This window comes from Microbacterium sp. NPDC056057 (assembly GCF_042266945.1).
GTDB classification, from domain to species: Bacteria; Actinomycetota; Actinomycetes; order Actinomycetales; family Microbacteriaceae; genus Microbacterium; species Microbacterium trichothecenolyticum_C.
On the sequence record NZ_JBHJWS010000001.1, the window covers coordinates 201,575 to 219,140 of the forward strand.

At 69.5% G+C, this 17,566-nt stretch carries 18 protein-coding genes; 5 read left to right on the forward strand and 13 right to left on the reverse strand.

What is annotated here, in order from left to right:
• Positions 1–17: 17 nt before the first annotated feature.
• The 11 genes from ACFC1K_RS00820 to ACFC1K_RS00870 all read right to left on the reverse strand — a co-directional run bounded on the left by ACFC1K_RS00820 (position 18) and on the right by ACFC1K_RS00870 (position 11,098).
• On the reverse strand, positions 18–959 hold the full coding sequence (locus tag ACFC1K_RS00820; protein WP_375870033.1) for an ATP-binding cassette domain-containing protein: 942 nt from the start codon (positions 957–959) through the stop codon (positions 18–20).
• Between the two features lie 7 nt (positions 960–966).
• Entirely contained in the window at positions 967–2,088 is a 1,122-nt protein-coding gene (locus ACFC1K_RS00825; RefSeq protein WP_375870034.1) for an outer membrane lipoprotein carrier protein LolA, read from the reverse strand.
• A gap of 114 nt (positions 2,089–2,202) precedes the next feature.
• Complete coding sequence (locus ACFC1K_RS00830; protein ID WP_375870035.1) at positions 2,203–2,721, reverse strand: ankyrin repeat domain-containing protein; 519 nt, start codon at positions 2,719–2,721, stop codon at positions 2,203–2,205.
• Positions 2,722–2,738: 17 nt separating this feature from the next.
• Positions 2,739–4,211, reverse strand: a complete 1,473-nt coding sequence (locus tag ACFC1K_RS00835) for an MFS transporter (protein ID WP_375870036.1) — start codon at positions 4,209–4,211, stop codon at positions 2,739–2,741.
• Positions 4,212–4,269: 58 nt separating this feature from the next.
• Positions 4,270–4,989, reverse strand: coding sequence for an isochorismatase family cysteine hydrolase (locus ACFC1K_RS00840; RefSeq protein ID WP_310287430.1), 720 nt, complete (start codon positions 4,987–4,989; stop codon positions 4,270–4,272).
• Positions 4,990–5,018: 29 nt separating this feature from the next.
• A complete protein-coding gene (locus ACFC1K_RS00845; RefSeq protein WP_310287427.1) occupies positions 5,019–5,750 on the reverse strand; it encodes an isochorismatase family cysteine hydrolase in 732 nt (243 codons plus the stop codon).
• Positions 5,751–5,803: 53 nt separating this feature from the next.
• The gene (locus tag ACFC1K_RS00850; RefSeq protein WP_375870037.1) at positions 5,804–7,330 is read right to left on the reverse strand and encodes an ABC transporter substrate-binding protein; all 1,527 of its coding nucleotides are present in this window, start codon (positions 7,328–7,330) and stop codon (positions 5,804–5,806) included.
• A 54-nt stretch (positions 7,331–7,384) separates the two neighbouring features.
• On the reverse strand, positions 7,385–8,239 hold the full coding sequence (locus tag ACFC1K_RS00855) for an ATP-binding cassette domain-containing protein (RefSeq protein ID WP_375870038.1): 855 nt from the start codon (positions 8,237–8,239) through the stop codon (positions 7,385–7,387).
• Positions 8,236–9,291 (reverse strand): ABC transporter ATP-binding protein, encoded by a 1,056-nt coding sequence (locus tag ACFC1K_RS00860; RefSeq protein WP_375870039.1) that lies wholly within the window; start codon positions 9,289–9,291, stop codon positions 8,236–8,238. The genes ACFC1K_RS00855 and ACFC1K_RS00860 overlap by 4 nt, the downstream gene beginning before the upstream one ends.
• Positions 9,288–10,184 carry an ABC transporter permease gene (locus tag ACFC1K_RS00865; protein ID WP_310287417.1) on the reverse strand — a complete coding sequence of 299 codons (897 nt, stop codon included), beginning with the start codon at positions 10,182–10,184 and terminating at the stop codon, positions 9,288–9,290. The genes ACFC1K_RS00860 and ACFC1K_RS00865 overlap by 4 nt, the downstream gene beginning before the upstream one ends.
• Entirely contained in the window at positions 10,181–11,098 is a 918-nt protein-coding gene (locus ACFC1K_RS00870; RefSeq protein ID WP_310287415.1) for an ABC transporter permease, read from the reverse strand. Before ACFC1K_RS00870 ends, ACFC1K_RS00865 begins: the two co-directional genes overlap by 4 nt.
• 272 nt (positions 11,099–11,370) lie before the next feature.
• Here ACFC1K_RS00870 and ACFC1K_RS00875 point away from each other — a divergent pair, with 272 nt between their 5' ends.
• Together ACFC1K_RS00875 and ACFC1K_RS00880 are read left to right on the forward strand one after the other, a co-directional pair.
• Positions 11,371–12,099: a FadR/GntR family transcriptional regulator gene (locus tag ACFC1K_RS00875; RefSeq protein WP_310287413.1), complete on the forward strand. Its 729-nt coding sequence runs from the start codon at positions 11,371–11,373 to the stop codon at positions 12,097–12,099.
• Between the two features lie 65 nt (positions 12,100–12,164).
• Entirely contained in the window at positions 12,165–12,617 is a 453-nt protein-coding gene (locus tag ACFC1K_RS00880; RefSeq protein WP_375870040.1) for a nucleoside deaminase, read from the forward strand.
• A 116-nt stretch (positions 12,618–12,733) separates the two neighbouring features.
• On the opposite strand, the gene ACFC1K_RS00885 is transcribed toward ACFC1K_RS00880, so the two are convergent.
• Entirely contained in the window at positions 12,734–13,324 is a 591-nt protein-coding gene (locus ACFC1K_RS00885) for a dihydrofolate reductase family protein (protein ID WP_375870041.1), read from the reverse strand.
• Between the two features lie 65 nt (positions 13,325–13,389).
• Here ACFC1K_RS00885 and ACFC1K_RS00890 point away from each other — a divergent pair, with 65 nt between their 5' ends.
• Positions 13,390–14,070 (forward strand): DUF2461 domain-containing protein, encoded by a 681-nt coding sequence (locus ACFC1K_RS00890; protein ID WP_375870042.1) that lies wholly within the window; start codon positions 13,390–13,392, stop codon positions 14,068–14,070.
• Positions 14,071–14,109: 39 nt separating this feature from the next.
• Here ACFC1K_RS00890 and ACFC1K_RS00895 read toward each other — a convergent pair whose 3' ends face one another.
• The gene (locus ACFC1K_RS00895) at positions 14,110–15,159 is read right to left on the reverse strand and encodes a helix-turn-helix domain-containing protein (protein WP_375870043.1); all 1,050 of its coding nucleotides are present in this window, start codon (positions 15,157–15,159) and stop codon (positions 14,110–14,112) included.
• Positions 15,160–15,161: 2 nt separating this feature from the next.
• Between ACFC1K_RS00895 and ACFC1K_RS00900 the strand changes: the two genes are divergently transcribed.
• Positions 15,162–16,394, forward strand: coding sequence for an MFS transporter (locus ACFC1K_RS00900; RefSeq protein WP_375870044.1), 1,233 nt, complete (start codon positions 15,162–15,164; stop codon positions 16,392–16,394).
• 26 nt (positions 16,395–16,420) lie between these two features.
• Positions 16,421–17,464 carry a zinc-binding dehydrogenase gene (locus tag ACFC1K_RS00905; RefSeq protein ID WP_375870045.1) on the forward strand — a complete coding sequence of 348 codons (1,044 nt, stop codon included), beginning with the start codon at positions 16,421–16,423 and terminating at the stop codon, positions 17,462–17,464.
• The last annotated feature ends 102 nt before the right edge of the window (positions 17,465–17,566 follow it).

The following is a 17,566-nucleotide window of genomic DNA, read 5'->3' on the forward strand; positions in this document are numbered from 1 at the left end:
TCGGCCGAGACTCGGCATCACGCGACGACATCGAAGCCCTGCCCCGTCAGCTCGACGAATCTGTCCTCGAGGCTCGTCCGCTCGACCGTGATGCCGCGCACACGCACGTCGGCACGCACGAGGGCCGCGACGAGGTCTTCCGGCTCGGGTCCCTGCTCGCCGAGCGTGCCGACGAGCGTGAAGGGCGCAGCATCCGTCGTCTGAATCCCCGCGTTCGCGAGCACTTCTCTCGCGCGCGCGACGTCGGGGGTCTGCAGCTGCAGGCGACCCGTGCCGTCGCCGCGGCGCAGCTCGTCGAGCGTGCCCGAGGCGACGAGCCGCCCCGCGCTCATGATCCCGGCGTGCGTGCACACCTGCTCGACCTCGGCGAGCAGGTGGCTCGAGACGAACACGGTCGCCCCCTCGCCGGCGAGCGAGCGGATGAGTCCGCGCACCTCGCGCGTCCCCTGCGGGTCGAGCCCGTTCGTCGGCTCGTCCAGCACGAGCAGCGCGCGGGGAGTGAGGAGGGCGTTGGCGATGCCGAGGCGCTGCTTCATCCCGAGCGAGTAGGCGTGCACCTTCTTGTCGGCCGCCGTGGTCAGTCCGACGCGCTCGAGCGCCTCGTCCACGCGTCGACGACGGGAAGTGGATGCCGTGTGCCGGGCCGCCGCGTCGAACCGGTGCAGATTCTGCCTGCCGGTGAGGAACGGGGCGAACGCCGGACCCTCGACGAGTGCGCCGACCTGCGGAAGCACGGTATGAAGTGCGTCGGGGACGGGCTGCCCCAGCACGTGCGCCTCACCCGCCGTCGGACGGACGAGGCCGAGGAGCATCCGGATCGTCGTCGTCTTACCCGATCCGTTCGGCCCGAGGAACCCGAACACCGAACCATGCGGCACGTCGAGCGCGACCGCATCCACGGCGGTCTGCGCGCCGAACCTCTTGGTCAGACCGGAGGTCTGGATCGCGAGATCGGCCACCGCGGGCTCAGTCGCCGGCCGCGACGTGTGCGAGGTGATCGGCGCTGACGGCACCCGCGAACACACGGCCGTCGTCCGCGAAGTACACCGTCACGAGCGCCGTCTCGAGCACGCGACCACCCGCGACCGGACGGGTCAGGCTCTCGAGCGTCGCCTGCTGCTGGCTCGTCGCACCCGAGGTGCTGGTGTCGGCCGGCGGCAACTCGACGACAGCGGTCCAGCCTTCGCCATGCACGACCGGCTGATGCGCGGCATCCGTTCCCGTATCGCCCTGGCCGGGCGTTGCCCCGTGGTCCGGGGCCGACAGCGTCTTGTTCTCGACGGTGTATCCCGACGCGGGAGTGTACGTGAGCGTCGCGGGGTCGGGCGCCGCGAAAGAGACGTCCGTGAACGCGATGTCGAACGCGGGCTGGTCGGCGCCGCGGGCGGTGATGGATGCTGCGAGCGCAGCGCCCGTCTCACCGTCGATCGCGAAGCGCACCTCGCCGACGAGGCTGGCGGCGTCGTCCGGCACGAGCACGAGCTCGTACACGTCACGGCCTGCCACGCGCCCGTCGGTGCCTACCGAGATCTCGGTCGAGTCGCCGAGCTTGGTGAGAGCGTCGTCGAGCATCTGCTGCGGAGTTTGTGCCGTCGCGTCAGGCTGCTGCTGCGGAGCGGTCATGTCGCCGCTCGCCGTGTAGTGCGTCGCAGTCTTGGTCTCGGAATCGACGAACCAGCCCTCCCCGGCGGCACGGTCGATGTACACGTCGCGTTCGGCAAGGCGATCGAGCACCTGCAGGCGCGACTTGTCGCCATCGAGATAGACCTTGGCCGTGTGCGAACCGGTGAGGAGGTCGATGGCGTCGGAGGCGTCGGCGCTCGAATCCGCTGTGCCCGACGGGCCCGTCAGGCCCGACAGGTCAGGCAGGCCGAGATCCGACGTCTGCTCGATGGTTCCGGTCATCGCGGTGACATCGCTCGCGGCGGCGAACTCGAGGAGCTGGGCGGGAGTCTTGTCGGGAAGATTCACCTGGGCATCCGCGGCTGCCGGGATGACCGCGGCCGCAGTGACGGCCGCGGCCAAGACGAATGCGCCGGCGATCGGGAGCCAACGAGCTGGTGACCGGCGCGGATGCCGCCTATCCATGGGGAAAGGGTACGCCTCGGCGCCGACCCGCGGGCCTATCCTCCTGAGTTCGATACCCCCGGCGATGCCGGCGGGTGCCGGATCCGACCCCCTACGTCGACAGGGGCGCGAACACTAGGGCTGGTCAAGCACCAGGTCTAGAGCGCCGACGATCTCTTCGTACCCGGCACGCCTCGCGAGTTCGCGGGGTGAAACGCCGTCTCCGTCGGGAAGACGGGGATTCGCCCCCGCATCCAGAAGCATGCGGACGATCTCCAGGTGACGCGCGCCACCGTCACCCAGGACGATGGCTTCGTGGAGGGCTGTCCAGCCGAGGTTGTTGACGTGATCGAGGTTAGAGCCGGCGTCGATGAGGAGGCGCACCGTGGACACGTGGCCGCGCTCGCTGGCGGGGATGAGCGCGATCCCGCCGAACCGGTTCGTGACGGTGAGATCGCCGCCGGCGTCGAGTGCGGCGCTCACGACGTCGTCCATGCCGTGCGCGCCCGCGTAGAGGAGCACGGAGTCCAGCCGACCATCGCGGGCGTTGACGTCGGCGCCCTGGGCGATCAGCTCCAAGGCACGTGCGCGGTCGCCGGACCGCAGCGATCCGAGGGCCTCCATGCCGAGCGCGCGTGCGTCGTGATCGTCCATGATGGCAATCCTTCCGGTCATCCCTCGGCCGCCGCGAGATCGCCGATCGGTCGATAGGGCGCGAGGTCCGCGGTGGAGCGCAACCCGATCCCCGGCAGACACGCGACGGCGATGGCGGCGACGCCCGAGACCGCCGTCGCGACGAGGAACACGGTCGAGGCGGCCTGTGAGTAGAGGCCCGGCGCCGCCGCGATGCTGACGGCGGCCTGACTCGGCACGTACGCGGCGACGATCGCCCCGAACACGGCGAGGCCGGCCGTCGACCCGAAGGTGCGGCAGAAGATGATGGCGCCGCTCACCGCGCCGACGTCACGAAGCCGGGTGGCGTTCTGCGCGACGAGGATGAGGTTGGTCACCGTCATGCCGAGCCCCGCCCCGACCGCGCAGGTCGCAGCGACGACCCACCACAACGGGGTCGTGGTCGTGAGCGGGATGAGTCCGGCGTTGCCGACGACCAGCAACCCGGTGCCGACGACGAGGTAACGTCGCAGCCGGCCGCTCCGCGTGCTCATCCGGCCGACGAGCACAGCGGCGATGAAGGTCGCGACGGCCATCGGCATGAGCAGCACGCCTGCAGTGAGCGCAGACGCGCCGCGCCCCAGCTGCAGGTACTGGGTCACGAAGATGGTCCCGCCGAACATCGAAACGCCCACGGCGCAGCTGGCGAGGGCCGCCAGCGCCGACGCTCGGCCGGCGAGCGCACGAAGCGGGATGATCGGCTCCTTCACACGCCACTCCCACACGGCGGCGACCGTCAGCACGCCCACCGACGAGGCGACGAGTGCGATCGAGGCGAACGACAGCGGGGCGAGCTGCTTGCCCACGAACGAGATCCACCCCAGAAGACCCGTGAGGCCGACGACGAGGAGCGCGGCGCCGATGTAGTCGACGGAGCCCTTCACCACGGCGAGCGCCTTCGGCATGACGATCTGGACGATGACGGCGGCCACCAGTGCGACCGGCACACCGAGGAGGAAGCACAGCCGCCAGCCGATGCCCGGGATGCCGACGAGCAGCGCCCCGACGACCGGTCCGCTGATCGTGGCAACGATCTGCGACAGCCCCATCACGCCGTTCACCTGCGCGCGGGCGCGAGGCACGACGAGCCGGGCCGCGAGCGTCTGGGTCAGCGCGATGTGGCCGCCGATCCCGACGCCCTGGATGACGCGCGCCGCGATCAGAAGATCCGCGGTGGGGGCGAGGCCGCACAGCAGCGCACCGGCCGTGTAGAAGCCGAGTGACCACTGCAGGACTGTCTTCGCGTCGAACACGTCGCCGAGCCGGCCCCAGAGCGGGGTGGTCACCGTGGACGCCAGGGCCGTGGTGACGAACATCCATGTGTAGTGGAGGGTGGTCCCGTCGATCTCGCGGGTGATGCCGGGCAGCGCCGTCGCGATGATGGTGCCGCTCATCATGCCCACGAACTGCACGAGCATGAGGACGCCGATCTGCACCCGCAGCCGCCGGGAGTCGCGGCGCGCCACGGTCATGGCCGGGGGCCGGGTCGCCTCTCGACGGCCCGGCCCCCGGGTTCTGAGGATCGCCACCTCAGATGACGGCCGTCAACGCCGCCGAGCCGACACCGGCGCGCTGGAGCGGGAAGCCGGGAACACCGGTCGTCTCCGTGCCCCACGAGCGCTGCACGTCCTCGACCATCGCCACGGTTCCGAAGAGGAACTCGATCGAGTACAGCGCGTGCCAGTATCGGCTCGGCTCGGCCTCGCCTGTCGCATCGGCGATCACGTACGTGTCGTAGCCGCGCGCGTGCGCTTCCCGCGCGGTCGTCTCGACGCAGATGTTGGTCGTCACGCCGCAGATCACCACGCTGCGGATGCCGAGTCCCACCAGGAGCGGTTCGAGCCGCGTTCCGTAGATCGCGCCGGGCCGCGACTTGTCGACGACGTACTCGGTGGCAAGCGGGGTCAGTTCGTCGATGATCTCGACGTCCTTGCTGTGCTCGCCCATGCGGCGGGCCGTCTCCGGCTTGGCGATGGCCCGCCCGCGCCGGGGCAGCGCATCCGCGTGGTCGTAGAGGTTCGTGGCGCGGGTGAAGATCACCGGCACGCCGGCCTCGCGCGCGGACTCGACCAGCGCGACGCATCCGGGGACCGCCATCGCGAACGGCTCCTGGGTGGGGGCGATGCCCAGCGAGTACTCCTCTTCGATGAAGCCGCGCTGCATGTCGATGACGATGAGCGCGACATCCTGCGCTGCCACGTCGACGGGTTCGCCGTCGGTTCCGTTCATCCAGCTGTCGAAGGTCTTCATGTGACGCTTCCTCTCCATGGGTGCGCCGCTCACGAGGCGGCCGTTTCGAGCCAGGCGAGGTTCGTGACGTTCTCGCCGCGTTTGAGCGGGTATCCCGGCACGCCCGTGACCGGCGCACCCCATGAGCGCTGCACGTCGGCGACCGTGCACACGGTGCCGAACAGGAACTCGATCGTGTAGAGCGCATGCCAGTGGCGGCTGAGCTCCGCCTCGCCGACGGCGTCCTCGACGACGTAGGTCTTGTAGCCCTTCTGACTCGCGTCGCGCGCCGTCGTCTCGACGCAGATGTTGGTGGTCACGCCGCAGATGACCACGCTGCGGATCCCCTTGGCCGTGAGGAACGGCTCGAGACGCGTGCCGTAGAAGGCGCTGGGGCGTGACTTGTCGAGGACGATGTCTCCGGGTTCGGGCGCCAGTTCGTCGATGATCTCGATGTCGACGGTTCCCTCGACGAGCCGCGGCGAGAGGACCGTCCCTTCGAGCCGGCCGGTGGGGCTGAGCTGATCCTCGTTGCCGGGCAGGTATGCGTACCGGGTGTAGATTACCGGCACTCCGGCCGAGCGGGCGGCCGCGATCAGGTTCGCCGTGCCGGGGATCGCCGCGGCGAACGGCTCCTGGGTCTCTGCGATGCCGAGGGAGTACTCCTCGCGCAGGAAGGCGTTCTGCATGTCGACGACGATGAGGGCGACATCGGATGCCGGGACCTCGACGGGCGACGAATACTCGCCGTCGAGCCATCCCTGGAAGGTCTTGCGGGCCATGATCTGTCCTTTCGGTGCGGGGGCGGCGGGTCGTCCGCCGCCCCCGGCGTCGGTCACTGGATGTCGGCGTCCTTCATGATGAAGAGGCCGTCGGGGCGGGGCTCCCACACCACCGCGGGGTTCACGCCGTACGCGGCGGTCGGCGTGTACAGCGGCGCGACGTAGCCGTTCGCCTGGTTGATCTCCCAGATCTGCGAGATGACAGCCAGGCGCGCAGCTTCCGCCACAGCCTTCTGGCCGACCACGAGCTGCTCGATCTCGGCGTCATCGAAGTAGTTGGTCGCCTCTGCCGAGAAGAGGAACCGCAGCGGCAGGCCGGCGTCGAGGATCGACGGCGAGAACTGCCCCAGGAACAGACCCGTCAGACCGTGCTCGCGGTTGATGATGTCGTAGCTGGCGTTGTCGGTCCCCTCGAGCTTGACGTTGACGCCGACCTCGCCCAGCTGGCCCGCGATCGCCTGCGCGAGCTCCGCACCGAGCGGGATCACGCCGTCGAGCGCGTACTGGAACGGGATCTCCTCGCCGGCGTATCCGGCCGCCTCGAGCGCCGCCTCCGCCGCGGCGGGGTCGTACTCGACGGGCTCGAGCGTGTCGGAGAATCCGACGACGGTTGGAGCGACGAGCTGGCTGTTCGGCTCGGCGCGCCCGTCGAGGATCGTGCCGACGATCGCGTCGCGGTCGATGGCCTGCAGGATCGCGGTCCGCAGTGCCGCATCGGCGAGCGGCCCGCTCTCGGTGTTGAAGCCGAGGTACACGACCTGATGGCTGGGGATCTCGCTCACCTCGGCGCTGCCCGTGGCCTCGACCGCGGGGATCTGCGCCGTCGGGATGGAGGCGATGTCGACGGTGCCCGACTGCACGCCGGTGACCCGGGCGTCGTCGGCGGGGACGGGCACGAACTCGACGGTGTCGAGCACGGGCGCACCGCCGAAGTAGTCGTCGAACTTCTCGACCACGACCGACTGTCCTCGCTGCCAGCTCACGAACTGGAAGGGTCCGGACCCGACGGGCTGCGCGTTGAAGCCGTCGGCGCCGAGCTCCTCGTAGGCCGCCTGCGGAACGATCGAGATGAGCGTCGTCTGGCGCGGCCACTCCGAGAACGGGGTGGAGAGGGTGAAGCGCACGTGCGTATCGTCGACGGCTTCGACGGAGGTCATGTCGGTGAGCCACAGCTTGCGGTTGCTGTCGGGTTCGGCGAGCACCTCCTCGAACGAGAACACCACGTCGCTCGCGGTCATCTCGGAACCGTCGTGGAAGGTGACGTCGTCACGGAGCGTGAAGTCCCAGACGGTGAAGTCCTCGTTGGACGTCCACTCGGACGCGGCGCGGGGGCCGACGCTCCCGTCGGTGTTGATCTCGGCGAGCTGGTCGAAGAGGTTGAACTCGAGGCTCAGCGCGCCGAAGGATCCGCCGACGACGGGGTTGAGGTTCTCCGGGTCCTGCGTGATGGCCACGGTGACCGTCTTCGGGGACTCGGCGCTGCTGCCGGGAGCGGGGGTTCCGGCACAGGCCGTGAGCAGCACGACGGCCGCGACGGAGGACAGGGCGCCGAGCGCCCACCTGGTGCTTCTGCGGGACATGTGAATCCTTTTCGGGTGGAGGCGTGTGATGCAGGGGGTGGTGCATCGAGCTCGTCAGCTCGGCCGACGTCGTGGGTCGGGGATCGGGATCGCGGACAGCAGGGTGCGCGTGTAGTCGTTCTCGGGGGCGAGGAAGATCTCCTCGGTGGGTCCTTGTTCGACGATCCGGCCCTGCCGCATGACAGCGACGCGGTGCGAGACGTGGCGGACGACCGACAGGTCGTGCGCGACGAACAGGTACGAGACACCGAGCTCGCGCTGGAGCTCCGCGAGGAGGTTGATGATCTGCGCCTGGATCGACACGTCCAGCGCCGAGACCGGCTCGTCGAGGATCACGAGGCGCGGACGCAGAGCGAGAGCACGCGCGATGCCGATGCGCTGGCGCTGACCGCCTGAGAAGGCGGCCGCCTTGCGCGACGCGTACTCCCAGGGCAGCCCGACCCAGTCGAAGAGCTCCTTGACGCGCTCCTCCGAGTACTGACGGTGCAGCCGCAGCGGCTCGGCGACGATGTTCTTCGCCGACATGCGGGGGTCGAGCGACGAGTACGGGTCCTGGAACACGACCTGCGCATTCGATCGGGCCTTCGCGCGCTCCCGGCTGCCGTACGCGTTGACGTCGGCGCCCATCACGCGGATGGTCCCGGAGGTGGGCTCGTGGAGACCGAGGATCGTGCGGACGAGCGTCGATTTGCCGCATCCCGATTCCCCGACCAGGCCCACGGTCTCGCCCGGCTCGACCGTCAGCGAGACGCCGGCGACGGCGCGGAACGTCTCGGTCGTGAAGCCCACGCGCTTGCGGAAGTGCTTGTGCACGTCGACGACCTCGAGGGCGAGCGGACGCTCCGCGGCAGGTTCGGGAGCGGCAGGTTCCAGGCGGCGAAGTCGTCGGCGTTCGAGAAGGGTGGTCATGACGCCTTCACCTCCGGGGCGAGCGCGGCGCGCGCGATGGTCGGCAGGGGGGCGCCGACAGGGAGCGCCCCGTCGATGAGCGGGAAGTGGCAAGCGAGCGAGCCGCCCGCCGTGTCGACCAGCGGGGGGCGCGTGCGGCACTCCTCGCGATCCCGTCCGATCTCGCAGCGCGGCTGGAACGGGCAACCCTCGCCGCGGCCGGCCGGAGTGGGCGGCTGGCCGGGGATCGCGTACGCCGCGGCTCCGGCCGTCTCCAGGCTGAGCACGCTGGCAAGCAGGCCGGCGGTGTAGGGATGCTGCGGCCCTTCGAAGACGCGATACACATCCTGCGTCTCGACGATGCGCCCGCTGTACATGACGGCGACGCGATCGGCGACCTGAGCGACCAGGCCCAGATCGTGGGTGATGAGGATCATGGCCGAGCCGGATGCGGCGCGGGACTCGGCGAGCACGCGCATGACCTGGGCCTGGATCGTGACGTCGAGCGCCGTCGTCGGCTCGTCCGCGATGAGCAGCGCCGGATCGTGCGCCATCGCGCCGGCGATCAGCGCGCGCTGCCGCATGCCGCCGGACCACTGGTGCGGATAGTCCCGTGCCTTCGCGGCCGGATCCGGGATTCCGACGCTCTCGAGCAGTTGGACGACCCGGCGCCGCGAGCCCGCCCGGCCGATGGAGCGATCGTGGAGGCGGACTCCCTCGGCGAGCTGCGATCCGACACGACGGACCGGGTTCAGAGTGGTCATCGGGTCCTGGAACACCATCGCCAGACGCCCGCCGCGCAGCTCGTTCAGTGCGCGCTCGTCGAGGTCGAGCAGGTCGGTGCCCTGGAAGCGGATCCGGCCGGAGGCGACCCAGGTGCCCGGTGGGAGCAGCCCCATGACCGCGAGCATCGTGATGGACTTCCCGGACCCGGACTCTCCGACCAGGCTCAGCACCTCTCCCGGGGCGACCGAGAAGCTGACGTCGTCGACCAGGGTGACGGGACCCTGCGCGGTGTCGGCCTCGACCACGAGGTTCTCCACCTCGAGCACGTACGGCTGGTTCGCGCTCATCGACGCACTCCCTTCCGGGCGGGGGCGACCGATTCGGTCGTGAAGCGCTGGCTGAGGAACTGCATGCCCGCCACGAGGACGAACAGCGCGATGCCGGGGAGGATGACGAGCCACGGATTGATCTGGAGGTACTTCTGGCCCTCCGTGATCATCGCCCCCCAGCTCGGCACGGGCGGCTGCACACCGAGACCGAGGTAGTCGAGCGAGGACTCGATCCCGACGATCACGGCGATGTCGAAGGAGGCGATGACGGCCATCTGCGGCAGCACCTGCGGGAGCACGTGCGTGAACACCGTGCGCCCGTGCGACCCGCCCTGTGTGAGCGGGGAGACCACGAAGTCGCGGTCTCGCAATCCCATGGCCAGGGCGCGCGCGACGCGGGCGTACCCGACCCAGTAGGTGAGCCCCAGGGTGATCACCATGAGCTGAGTGCTGGGGCCGAAGACCGCCGACAGCGCGATGAGGAGGATGACGACAGGCATCGCGAGCTGCACGTCCGACAGTGCGCCGATCCCCGAGTCGAGCAGGCCTCCGCGGTAGCCCGCGATGAGCCCGAGGGTGACCCCGATCACGAAGTTGATGGCGACCACGGTCGCTGCGATGCCGACCGACACCAGGCCGGCGAGAGCCAGTCGGCTGAGCACGTCGCGTCCCAGCGAGTCGGTGCCGAGCGGATGCTGAGCCGCAGCGAACGGCGGCATCATGGCGTCGACCAGGTCCTGGCCGAACGGGTCGTAGAGCGGCAGGAACGGGACGACCACGATGAGGAGGAGGATCGAGCTCAGGAGCCCGATGCCGATGTACATCGGAATGGTCCCGCTCGGACGGAGCGTGCGCGGACGCCTGCGCCGGCCGAGCGCGGGCAGCGCGAAGCGGGAGACGGCGACGGTCATGCGAGTCTCACTCTCGGGTCGATGGTTGCGGTGATGAGGTCGACGATCAGGTTCACCAGGACGAAGAACACGGCGACCACGGCGAGGCCGGCGAGCACGACGGGGAAGTCACGTCCGTTTACCGCCTGCAGCAGCACCTGCCCCATCCCGGGCCAGGCGAAGACGGCTTCGACGATGACGGTGCCGCCGAGCAGCCCGCCGAGGTTCAGGCCCGCGATCGTGAGGACGGGCACGAGCGCGTTGGGGGTCATCTGGGCGACGACGACGGACCGATGCGACTGGCCCTTCGCGTAGCTGGCCCGCACGTAGTCCATGCCCTGCTGCTCTCCGAGGGCGGAGCCGATGAGGCGCAGATACAGCGCGAACTGCGCCGTCGCCAGACACGCGACCGGCAGCACGAGGCTCTGCGGCCCCTGGTTGCCCAGCGACGGCAGCCATCCGAGGAGCACGGAGAACACGAAGGCGAGCAGCACCCCGAACAGGAAGTCCGGGATCGCCTGGCGCAGAGAGCCGAGCCACAGCAGCGACAGGCGAAGCCAGTTCCAGCGCGTGACGAAGATCAGCAGCGCCACGAGCATCGCGGCACCGAGCCCGATCGCGAACGACGCGATCGCGAGCTGGAACGTCGCGGGGATCCGGTCGATCAGCAGATCCATGGCGGGGACCTTCTGCCGGTAGGAGTCGCCCACCGTCCCCGTGAAAAGCCCCGCGAGGAAGTCCAGGTACTGCTGCCAGAGCGGCTTGTCGAAGCCCAGGGCGGCGTTGAAGGCGTCGATCTCCTGCTGGGTCGCCCCCTCGGGAAGGATCAGGGCGCCCGGCTTGCCCGAGAGCCGGCCGAGGAAGAACCCGATGGTCAGGACGGCGAAGACAGTCACGAGTGCCTGACCGATCTTGCGGGCGATGTAGATCGGCATCGCTTCTCCTCTCTCAGTGGGTCGGATCCCAGTGGATCAGAGCTCTCCATCGAGCCGGATGAAAATGTTGGACGTATTGCGTCGTGGCTCGATTCTTACCGAGACCATCGCCCTTGGTGGTTTCACGTTTGTAAACTCCGGCGCTCGCGGACGTTTCGGCATCCCCGCGAACGCGGCTGGGCGTCGTGGCTCCAAAACATTGGACATTTATCTTGCCGTCCCCGCTGGCGACGGCTATCGTTCAGAGAGCCGACCCGGGGGAAGGAGACCGCATGCCGCTCGACGCCGACATCGACGTCGCCCGGATCAGACCTGCCTACGATCAGGTCGCCGGGCAGCTGAAGCTGCTGATCCTCAACGGATCCCTCGCTCCCGGAGAGCGACTGCCTGTCGAGTCCTCGCTCGGCGCCGCGTTCGGCGTCTCCCGCAACACGGTGCGAGAAGCGTTGCGGATGCTGAGCTCCGCCGGCCTGGTCCGCACCGAGCGCGGTGTGAACGGCGGCACGTTCGTCGCCCAGGTCGCGCCGGAGGACGTGAGCGACTACCTCGAATCCCGCCTCGGACTGCTCGTCAGCAGCGACTCCATCTCCGCCGCGGATCTCGCCGAGGCCCGCATCATGCTGGAGGTCCCCTGCGCCCGGCAGGCGGCGCTCCGGCGCAGCGAGCAAGACCTGGCAGATCTCCAAGCCATCGTCGACGCCGAGCGCGACGATCACACCGGCTGGTCGCGCGGTGAGCACAGCCACGAGTTCCACCTGCGGCTGCTCAGCGCGACCGGCAACGCGGTGATGGAGCTCATGCTGGCGCCCGTCCTCGCGATCTCGCGGCCGAACATGCTGCAGCCGAAGCCGGGCACGTGGGATGCCGCGAACAGCGACCATGCCCGCATCCTCGACGCTGTGCGCCGTGGCGACGCCGACCTGGCGGCGGAAGTGACCCTTGAACACCTTCGCCGCGTCCGGGACATCACCGATCCCGCGTACGACGACTCCTCGAACTGACCTCTCCCGACACCGTCGTCGGTCATCGCCCGAATCGGGACTCCCCCAAGAAAGGACGCACCACCATGACCGACACCGCCATCGACATCGTCGAGATCACCCCCGAGACCGCCCGGGCGTGGATGGACATCGCGCTCGAAGAGGCCCGCGCAGGGAAGGAAGAAGGCGGCCAGCCCATCGGCTCGGTGCTCGTCGGCCCCGCCGGCGAGGTCCTCGGGCGCGGGCGCAACCGCTTCGCCCAGCTCGGAGACGTCTCCGCGCACGCAGAGACGCAGGCGTTCTCGGATGCCGCCTACCGCGAGTCGTACGCCGGCACCACGATGGTGACCACGGCTGAGCCGTGCTGGTATTGCTCTGGCCTGATCCGCCAGTTCGGCATCTCCCGCGTCATCATCGGCGCAGCGACCGGGACGGGCGGCGCCGCATCCCTGGAAGACCTCGGCCACGAGGTGCACCGCATCGATGACGCCGAGTCGATCGAATTCCTCGAGGGACTTCGCGTCGCCTGGAAGAAGTAGCCGCGGAGACACGCTCTCGCGTGCCTGCCGGAACCCCACGTCGCGGGGTTCCGGCAGAGCGCCTCCCTTGTTGATCTCGAGCAGGCACCAGTCCTTCGTCCGAACTGCTGCACCACTCAGATCGGCAGGCGGCGCACCGGATAGCGCAGGTGAAGCACCCGGTTGCCCTGCACAACGACGTCGGGGTCTTCCAACAGGTGCTGGGAGTCGATGGAGCCGAAGTAGCGCTTGCCGGACCCGAGCACGACGGGTGCGACGTCCATGCGCACCTCGTCGACGAAACCCGCGGCGAGCACCTGGCCGCCGACGTCACCGGCAGCGACCTCGACGGTGCGGCCATCGGCGAGCTCCTTCGCCTTCATCACCGCCGCCTCGATGCCGTCGACGAAGTGGAACGGCGCGCCGGGGTCCCAGCCCTCGGGTGTCGGTCGGTGCGTCACGACGACGACGTGGTCGATCCCGCTCGGAGGCTTTCCGTCCCAGCCGTCGGTGATGTCGAAGACGTGGCGGCCGGCGATCGTCACTCCGATCTCATCCCAGTAGGGCCGGATGTGGTCGTAGGACGCTTGCGACACGTTCAGTACGCCGCTGTCGTCCAACGGCACGTCACCGCTGACCAGCCATTCGAACAGGGGACCGGGATCGTCGTTCTCGGCCGCGATGAAGCCGTCCACCGAGACCGATGCATTCATGACCACTTTTCCCATGGCTTCCTCCTCCGTTCGGAGTCCCAGTCTCGTGCGGCCCTGCATCCGCTCGCTACGATCGGCGGGTGGGATTCGAAGGACTCGATCGCGACGCCGTCTCGTTCTACGCCGAGCTTCGCGCCGACAACACGAAGACGTGGTGGACGGCCAACAAAGCGCGCTACGACAGGGCCGTTCGCGGACCGTTCGAAGAGCTCGGCGCGGAGCTCGAACCCGAGTTCGGTGCGGTGAAGATCTTCCGCCCGTATCGCGACGTCCGCTTCAGCGCCGACAAGACGCCCTACAAGCTGCACATCGGCATGGTCTCGCAGGCGCGGGTGGCGCACTACCTGCAGCTGAGCGAGGACGGCCTGATGCTGGGCGGCGGCGTGTATGACGTGCCGCCCGCGGCGCTGGCCCGCTTCCGCGAAGCCGTCGACGATCCGCGCACCGCCGAGGACCTGGACGCGCTGCTCGCGGAACTGCGCGGCGCGGGCTTCGAGCTCCTCCGCGACGACGCCCTCAAGACCGCGCCTCGCGGCTACCGCGCCGACCACCCGCGTATCGAGCTGCTGCAGCTCAAGCGACTCGCGGTCGGCAGGCGCGAGCCTCCCGCCGACTGGATGTGGACGCCCGACGCGTACGACATCATCGCCGACGACTGGCGCACCGTCTCGAGCTGGTGCGCCTGGCTGACCGAGGCGCTCGGCCCCGAGCTGCTCGAGGCCGCACAGTCGTCGAGGCGGGGCGCCGGCGACCGGATGTGACGACCGGTTCGCGGCCGTCGCGCCGACGCGCGTGAGGGGCTAGCTGGGCAGGTCTTCGGCCACGCGCCCGGTCTCGCCGGGGGCGTTCGTCGCGGCCCAGCTCGCGAGGAGCTTGATCCGGTCCTCGTGAGGGGTGCCCGGCTCGGCGGTGTAGAGGTTCAGAGTCCGCGCCGCGCGGTTCGGGTTGGCGAGCTCGGCGGATTGATAGGTGAGCTCGAGATTGCCGACGACGGGGTGGCGGAGGCGCTTGAGTCCTTCGTGGCGGCTGCGCACGTCGTGAGAGGACCACAGCCGGGTGAAGTCGTGGCTGCGGGTGGAGAGCTCTCCGATGAGCTCGCGAAGCGCGCGGTCGTTGGGTTCGCGACCGGCTTCCGCCCGCAGCAGGGCGACCGTGGCGGAGGCTCCCCCTTCCCAGTCGACGAAGAAGTCGCGAGCGGCGGGGTCGAGGAAGTGGAAGCGGGCGAAGTTCGCCCGGTCGCCGACGGCGGTGGGGCTCTCGAACATCGGGGCGTGAAGCGCGCGGGCCAGCGCGTTGGTCGCGAGGACGTCGAGCCGGCCGTTGCGGAGGAACACGGCGGACAGCGTCACGGAGTCGATCAGCCAGCGGACCGGCCCGTCGAGAGCTCCATCCTTGGGACGAGGCTCGCGTCGCACCGTGGGCCGGGCGGCCTTCGCGAGATCGAAGAGGTACTCGCGTTCGTCGTCGTTGAGCTCGAGAGCGCGCGCCACGGCTCCGAGGACCTCTTCCGAGATGCCGGTGATGTGCCCCTTCTCCAGGCGGGTGTACCACTCCGTGCTCACCCCGGACAGGACCGCGACTTCCTCGCGACGCAGGCCCGGCACGCGTCGGCGGCTGCCGGCGGGCAGCCCGACCTGCTCGGGGGCGATGCGTCCGCGCCGGCTGACGAGGAAGTCCCGGATGTCATCGCGGTTGCTCGGGCTCTCCATTCCCCCACGGTAACCCCGGGCACGGCGGCGTAGGGGGTGGAGCCTGTACCCCCTATAAGCCCGACCTCCCGCGCATGCGAGCGCCGGGATGTGATGGATGCTGTCGCCGCGAGATCCGCGGACATCCGAAGGAGCCGCCACCGATGACCACCGACAGCATCCAGGCCGCCCGGCCGCGAGAGACCGCCCCGTCGACCGACCCGTCGCGGACGCGGCTGCCGCTCGTCGTTTACGTGCTCGCGGTGGGGACGTTCCTGATGCTGACGACGGAGTTCGTGGTTGCCGGCATCCTTCCCGAAGTCGCCACGGATCTGCAGATCTCACTCGCGCAGGCGGGAAGCCTCATCACGGTGTTCGCCGCCGGGATGATCATCGGGGCCCCGCTGATGGCGCTGCTCACGATGCGGATGTCGAAGCGACTCACCCTGATCACCGCGATGCTGATCTTCGTCGCGGGGCACGTCGCCGTCGCCCTCACCTCGGACTTCGCCATCCTGCTCGGCGCCCGCTTCGTCACCGCGGTGGCGACCGGTGCGTTCTGGGCGGTCTCGGCTGTGGTGGCCACCCGCGCGGCCGGTGCGAGCGCGGGCGCTCGCGCCCTCGGCGTCGTCACCGCCGGGGGCGCACTGGCGACGGTCCTCGGCGTCCCCATCGGCGCGTTCATCGCGCAGGCGGGCGGTTGGCGCACCACCTTCTGGGCGCTCGCCGTCGCCGCCGTCATCGCGACCGTTCTCGTCGCCCGTCTCGTACCCTCTGATGACCCGAACCAGCCTGTCGCGTCACTCCGGCGCGAACTGGGCGGGCTTCGATCAGGCCGCCTGTGGCTGGCGCTGCTGGCGTGCATCACCACGACCGGCGGCGTGCTGGCCGCATACTCCTACATCGCGCCGATCCTCACCGATCAGGGTGGCGTCGATGCGGGCTACGTCCCGCTCGTGCTCACCGGGTTCGGCATCGGCTCGTTCGTCGGCACGGTGCTGGGCGGCCGCTACGGCGACCGACACCCTGGGCTCGTCACCATCCTCACTCCCGCCGTGACCACTGCGATCCTGGCGGCCATCAGCGTCACGGCAGGCGCCCCGCTCGTGATGACCGGGCTGGTGGTTCTGCTGGGCCTCTTCGGACTGAGCGCGAACGGGGTGCTCATCCATCTCGTCGTCCGCTCTGCCGGGCGGGCCGCGACCCTCGGCTCCGCGCTCGCGGTCTCCGCCTTCAACGCCGGTACCGCCGTCGGCACTGCGATCGCGGGTGCCGCGCTGTCCAGCCCGCTCGGCACTCACGGGCCGGCGGCCATCGGAGCGGTCATCGTCGCGCTCACCCTCATCCCGACCATCGCGCTCGCGGTTCTGCGTCATCGCAGCCCGGCGCACTCCTGAACCTCAACCGCAAAGGAAACACGAATATGCGTGCCACGCTCATGTACGGTGCCGGCGACGTCCGCATCGAGAACGTCCCCGACTCCCGCATCAAGAACCCCACGGACGCGCTCGTCCGGATCACTGCATCCTGCATCTGCGGGTCCGACCTGCACCCCTATCACTCGATGGATGCTGCGGCCGCACCGGCCCGCATGGGTCATGAGTTCATCGGCGTCGTGGAAGAAGTCGGGTCCGACGTCGTGACGGTGAAGAAGGGCGACCTCGTCGTCTCGCCGTTCGCGATCTCCGACAATGTCTGCGAGATCTGCAAGGAGAACCTGCAGACCTCCTGCCTTCACCACGAGGCCGGATTCTGGGACGGCATCCCCGACGAAGGCGGCCAGGCCGAAGCGGTGCGTGTGCCTCTCGCGGACGGGACCCTCGTCAAGCTGCCTGTCGCCGCCGATTCGGCGCTGATCCCGTCGCTGCTCACACTGTCGGACGTGTTCGGCACCGGGTACCACGCCGCGGTCGCCGGCGGCGTGAGGGCCGGCTCGTCGGTCACCGTGATCGGCGACGGCGCGGTCGGACTGCTCGGAGTGATGTCGGCGAAGCGCCTCGGCGCCGAGCAGATCATCCTCATGGGCCGCCATCAGGTGCGCACCGAACTCGGCAGGGAGTTCGGCGCGACTGACGTGGTCTCCGCCCGGGGCGAGGAGGGCATCGCCCAGGTGCGCGACCTCACCGGCGGACACGGCACCCACGTCGTGCTCGAAGCCGTCGGGTACATGGCCGCGTACGAGCAGGCGCTCGGCGTGGTCCGTCGCGGAGGCGTGATCAGCCGCGTCGGCGTGCCCCAGTACGAGGACGCACCGATCGGCTTCGGCAGCCTGTTCCGCCACAACATCCGCCTCGCCGGCGGCCCCGCACCCGTGCGCGCGTACATCGACGAGCTGATGCCCGACATCCTCGACGGGACGATCAACCCCGGAAAGGTGTTCGACGCCACCACCGACCTCGAGGGTGTCCCGGCCGGATACCGCGACATGGACCAGCGCACCGCGCTCAAGGTCCTCATCGCCCCGTGACCGCCGCCGCAGACAGAGAGACGACCATGTCGATCAAGAACCCTCAGTACGGGTTCACCGGCCAGGGCTGGTCGTGGGGCGAGCGCCGAGCATTTGTAGGAT

Excerpts from the sequence above, each read along its gene's own strand:
- ACFC1K_RS00825 (WP_375870034.1), bottom strand. The coding sequence starts at position 2,088 with ATGGATAGGCGGCATCCGCGCCGGTCACCAGCTCGTTGGCTCCCGATC.
- ACFC1K_RS00830 (WP_375870035.1), bottom strand. The coding sequence starts at position 2,721 with ATGGACGATCACGACGCACGCGCGCTCGGCATGGAGGCCCTCGGATCG.
- ACFC1K_RS00835 (WP_375870036.1), bottom strand. The coding sequence starts at position 4,211 with ATGACCGTGGCGCGCCGCGACTCCCGGCGGCTGCGGGTGCAGATCGGC.
- ACFC1K_RS00840 (WP_310287430.1), bottom strand. The coding sequence starts at position 4,989 with ATGAAGACCTTCGACAGCTGGATGAACGGAACCGACGGCGAACCCGTC.
- ACFC1K_RS00845 (WP_310287427.1), bottom strand. The coding sequence starts at position 5,750 with ATGGCCCGCAAGACCTTCCAGGGATGGCTCGACGGCGAGTATTCGTCG.
- ACFC1K_RS00850 (WP_375870037.1), bottom strand. The coding sequence starts at position 7,330 with ATGTCCCGCAGAAGCACCAGGTGGGCGCTCGGCGCCCTGTCCTCCGTC.
- ACFC1K_RS00855 (WP_375870038.1), bottom strand. The coding sequence starts at position 8,239 with ATGACCACCCTTCTCGAACGCCGACGACTTCGCCGCCTGGAACCTGCC.
- ACFC1K_RS00860 (WP_375870039.1), bottom strand. The coding sequence starts at position 9,291 with ATGAGCGCGAACCAGCCGTACGTGCTCGAGGTGGAGAACCTCGTGGTC.
- ACFC1K_RS00865 (WP_310287417.1), bottom strand. The coding sequence starts at position 10,184 with ATGACCGTCGCCGTCTCCCGCTTCGCGCTGCCCGCGCTCGGCCGGCGC.
- ACFC1K_RS00870 (WP_310287415.1), bottom strand. The coding sequence starts at position 11,098 with ATGCCGATCTACATCGCCCGCAAGATCGGTCAGGCACTCGTGACTGTC.
- ACFC1K_RS00875 (WP_310287413.1), top strand. The coding sequence starts at position 11,371 with ATGCCGCTCGACGCCGACATCGACGTCGCCCGGATCAGACCTGCCTAC.
- ACFC1K_RS00880 (WP_375870040.1), top strand. The coding sequence starts at position 12,165 with ATGACCGACACCGCCATCGACATCGTCGAGATCACCCCCGAGACCGCC.
- ACFC1K_RS00885 (WP_375870041.1), bottom strand. The coding sequence starts at position 13,324 with ATGGGAAAAGTGGTCATGAATGCATCGGTCTCGGTGGACGGCTTCATC.
- ACFC1K_RS00900 (WP_375870044.1), top strand. The coding sequence starts at position 15,162 with ATGACCACCGACAGCATCCAGGCCGCCCGGCCGCGAGAGACCGCCCCG.
- ACFC1K_RS00905 (WP_375870045.1), top strand. The coding sequence starts at position 16,421 with ATGCGTGCCACGCTCATGTACGGTGCCGGCGACGTCCGCATCGAGAAC.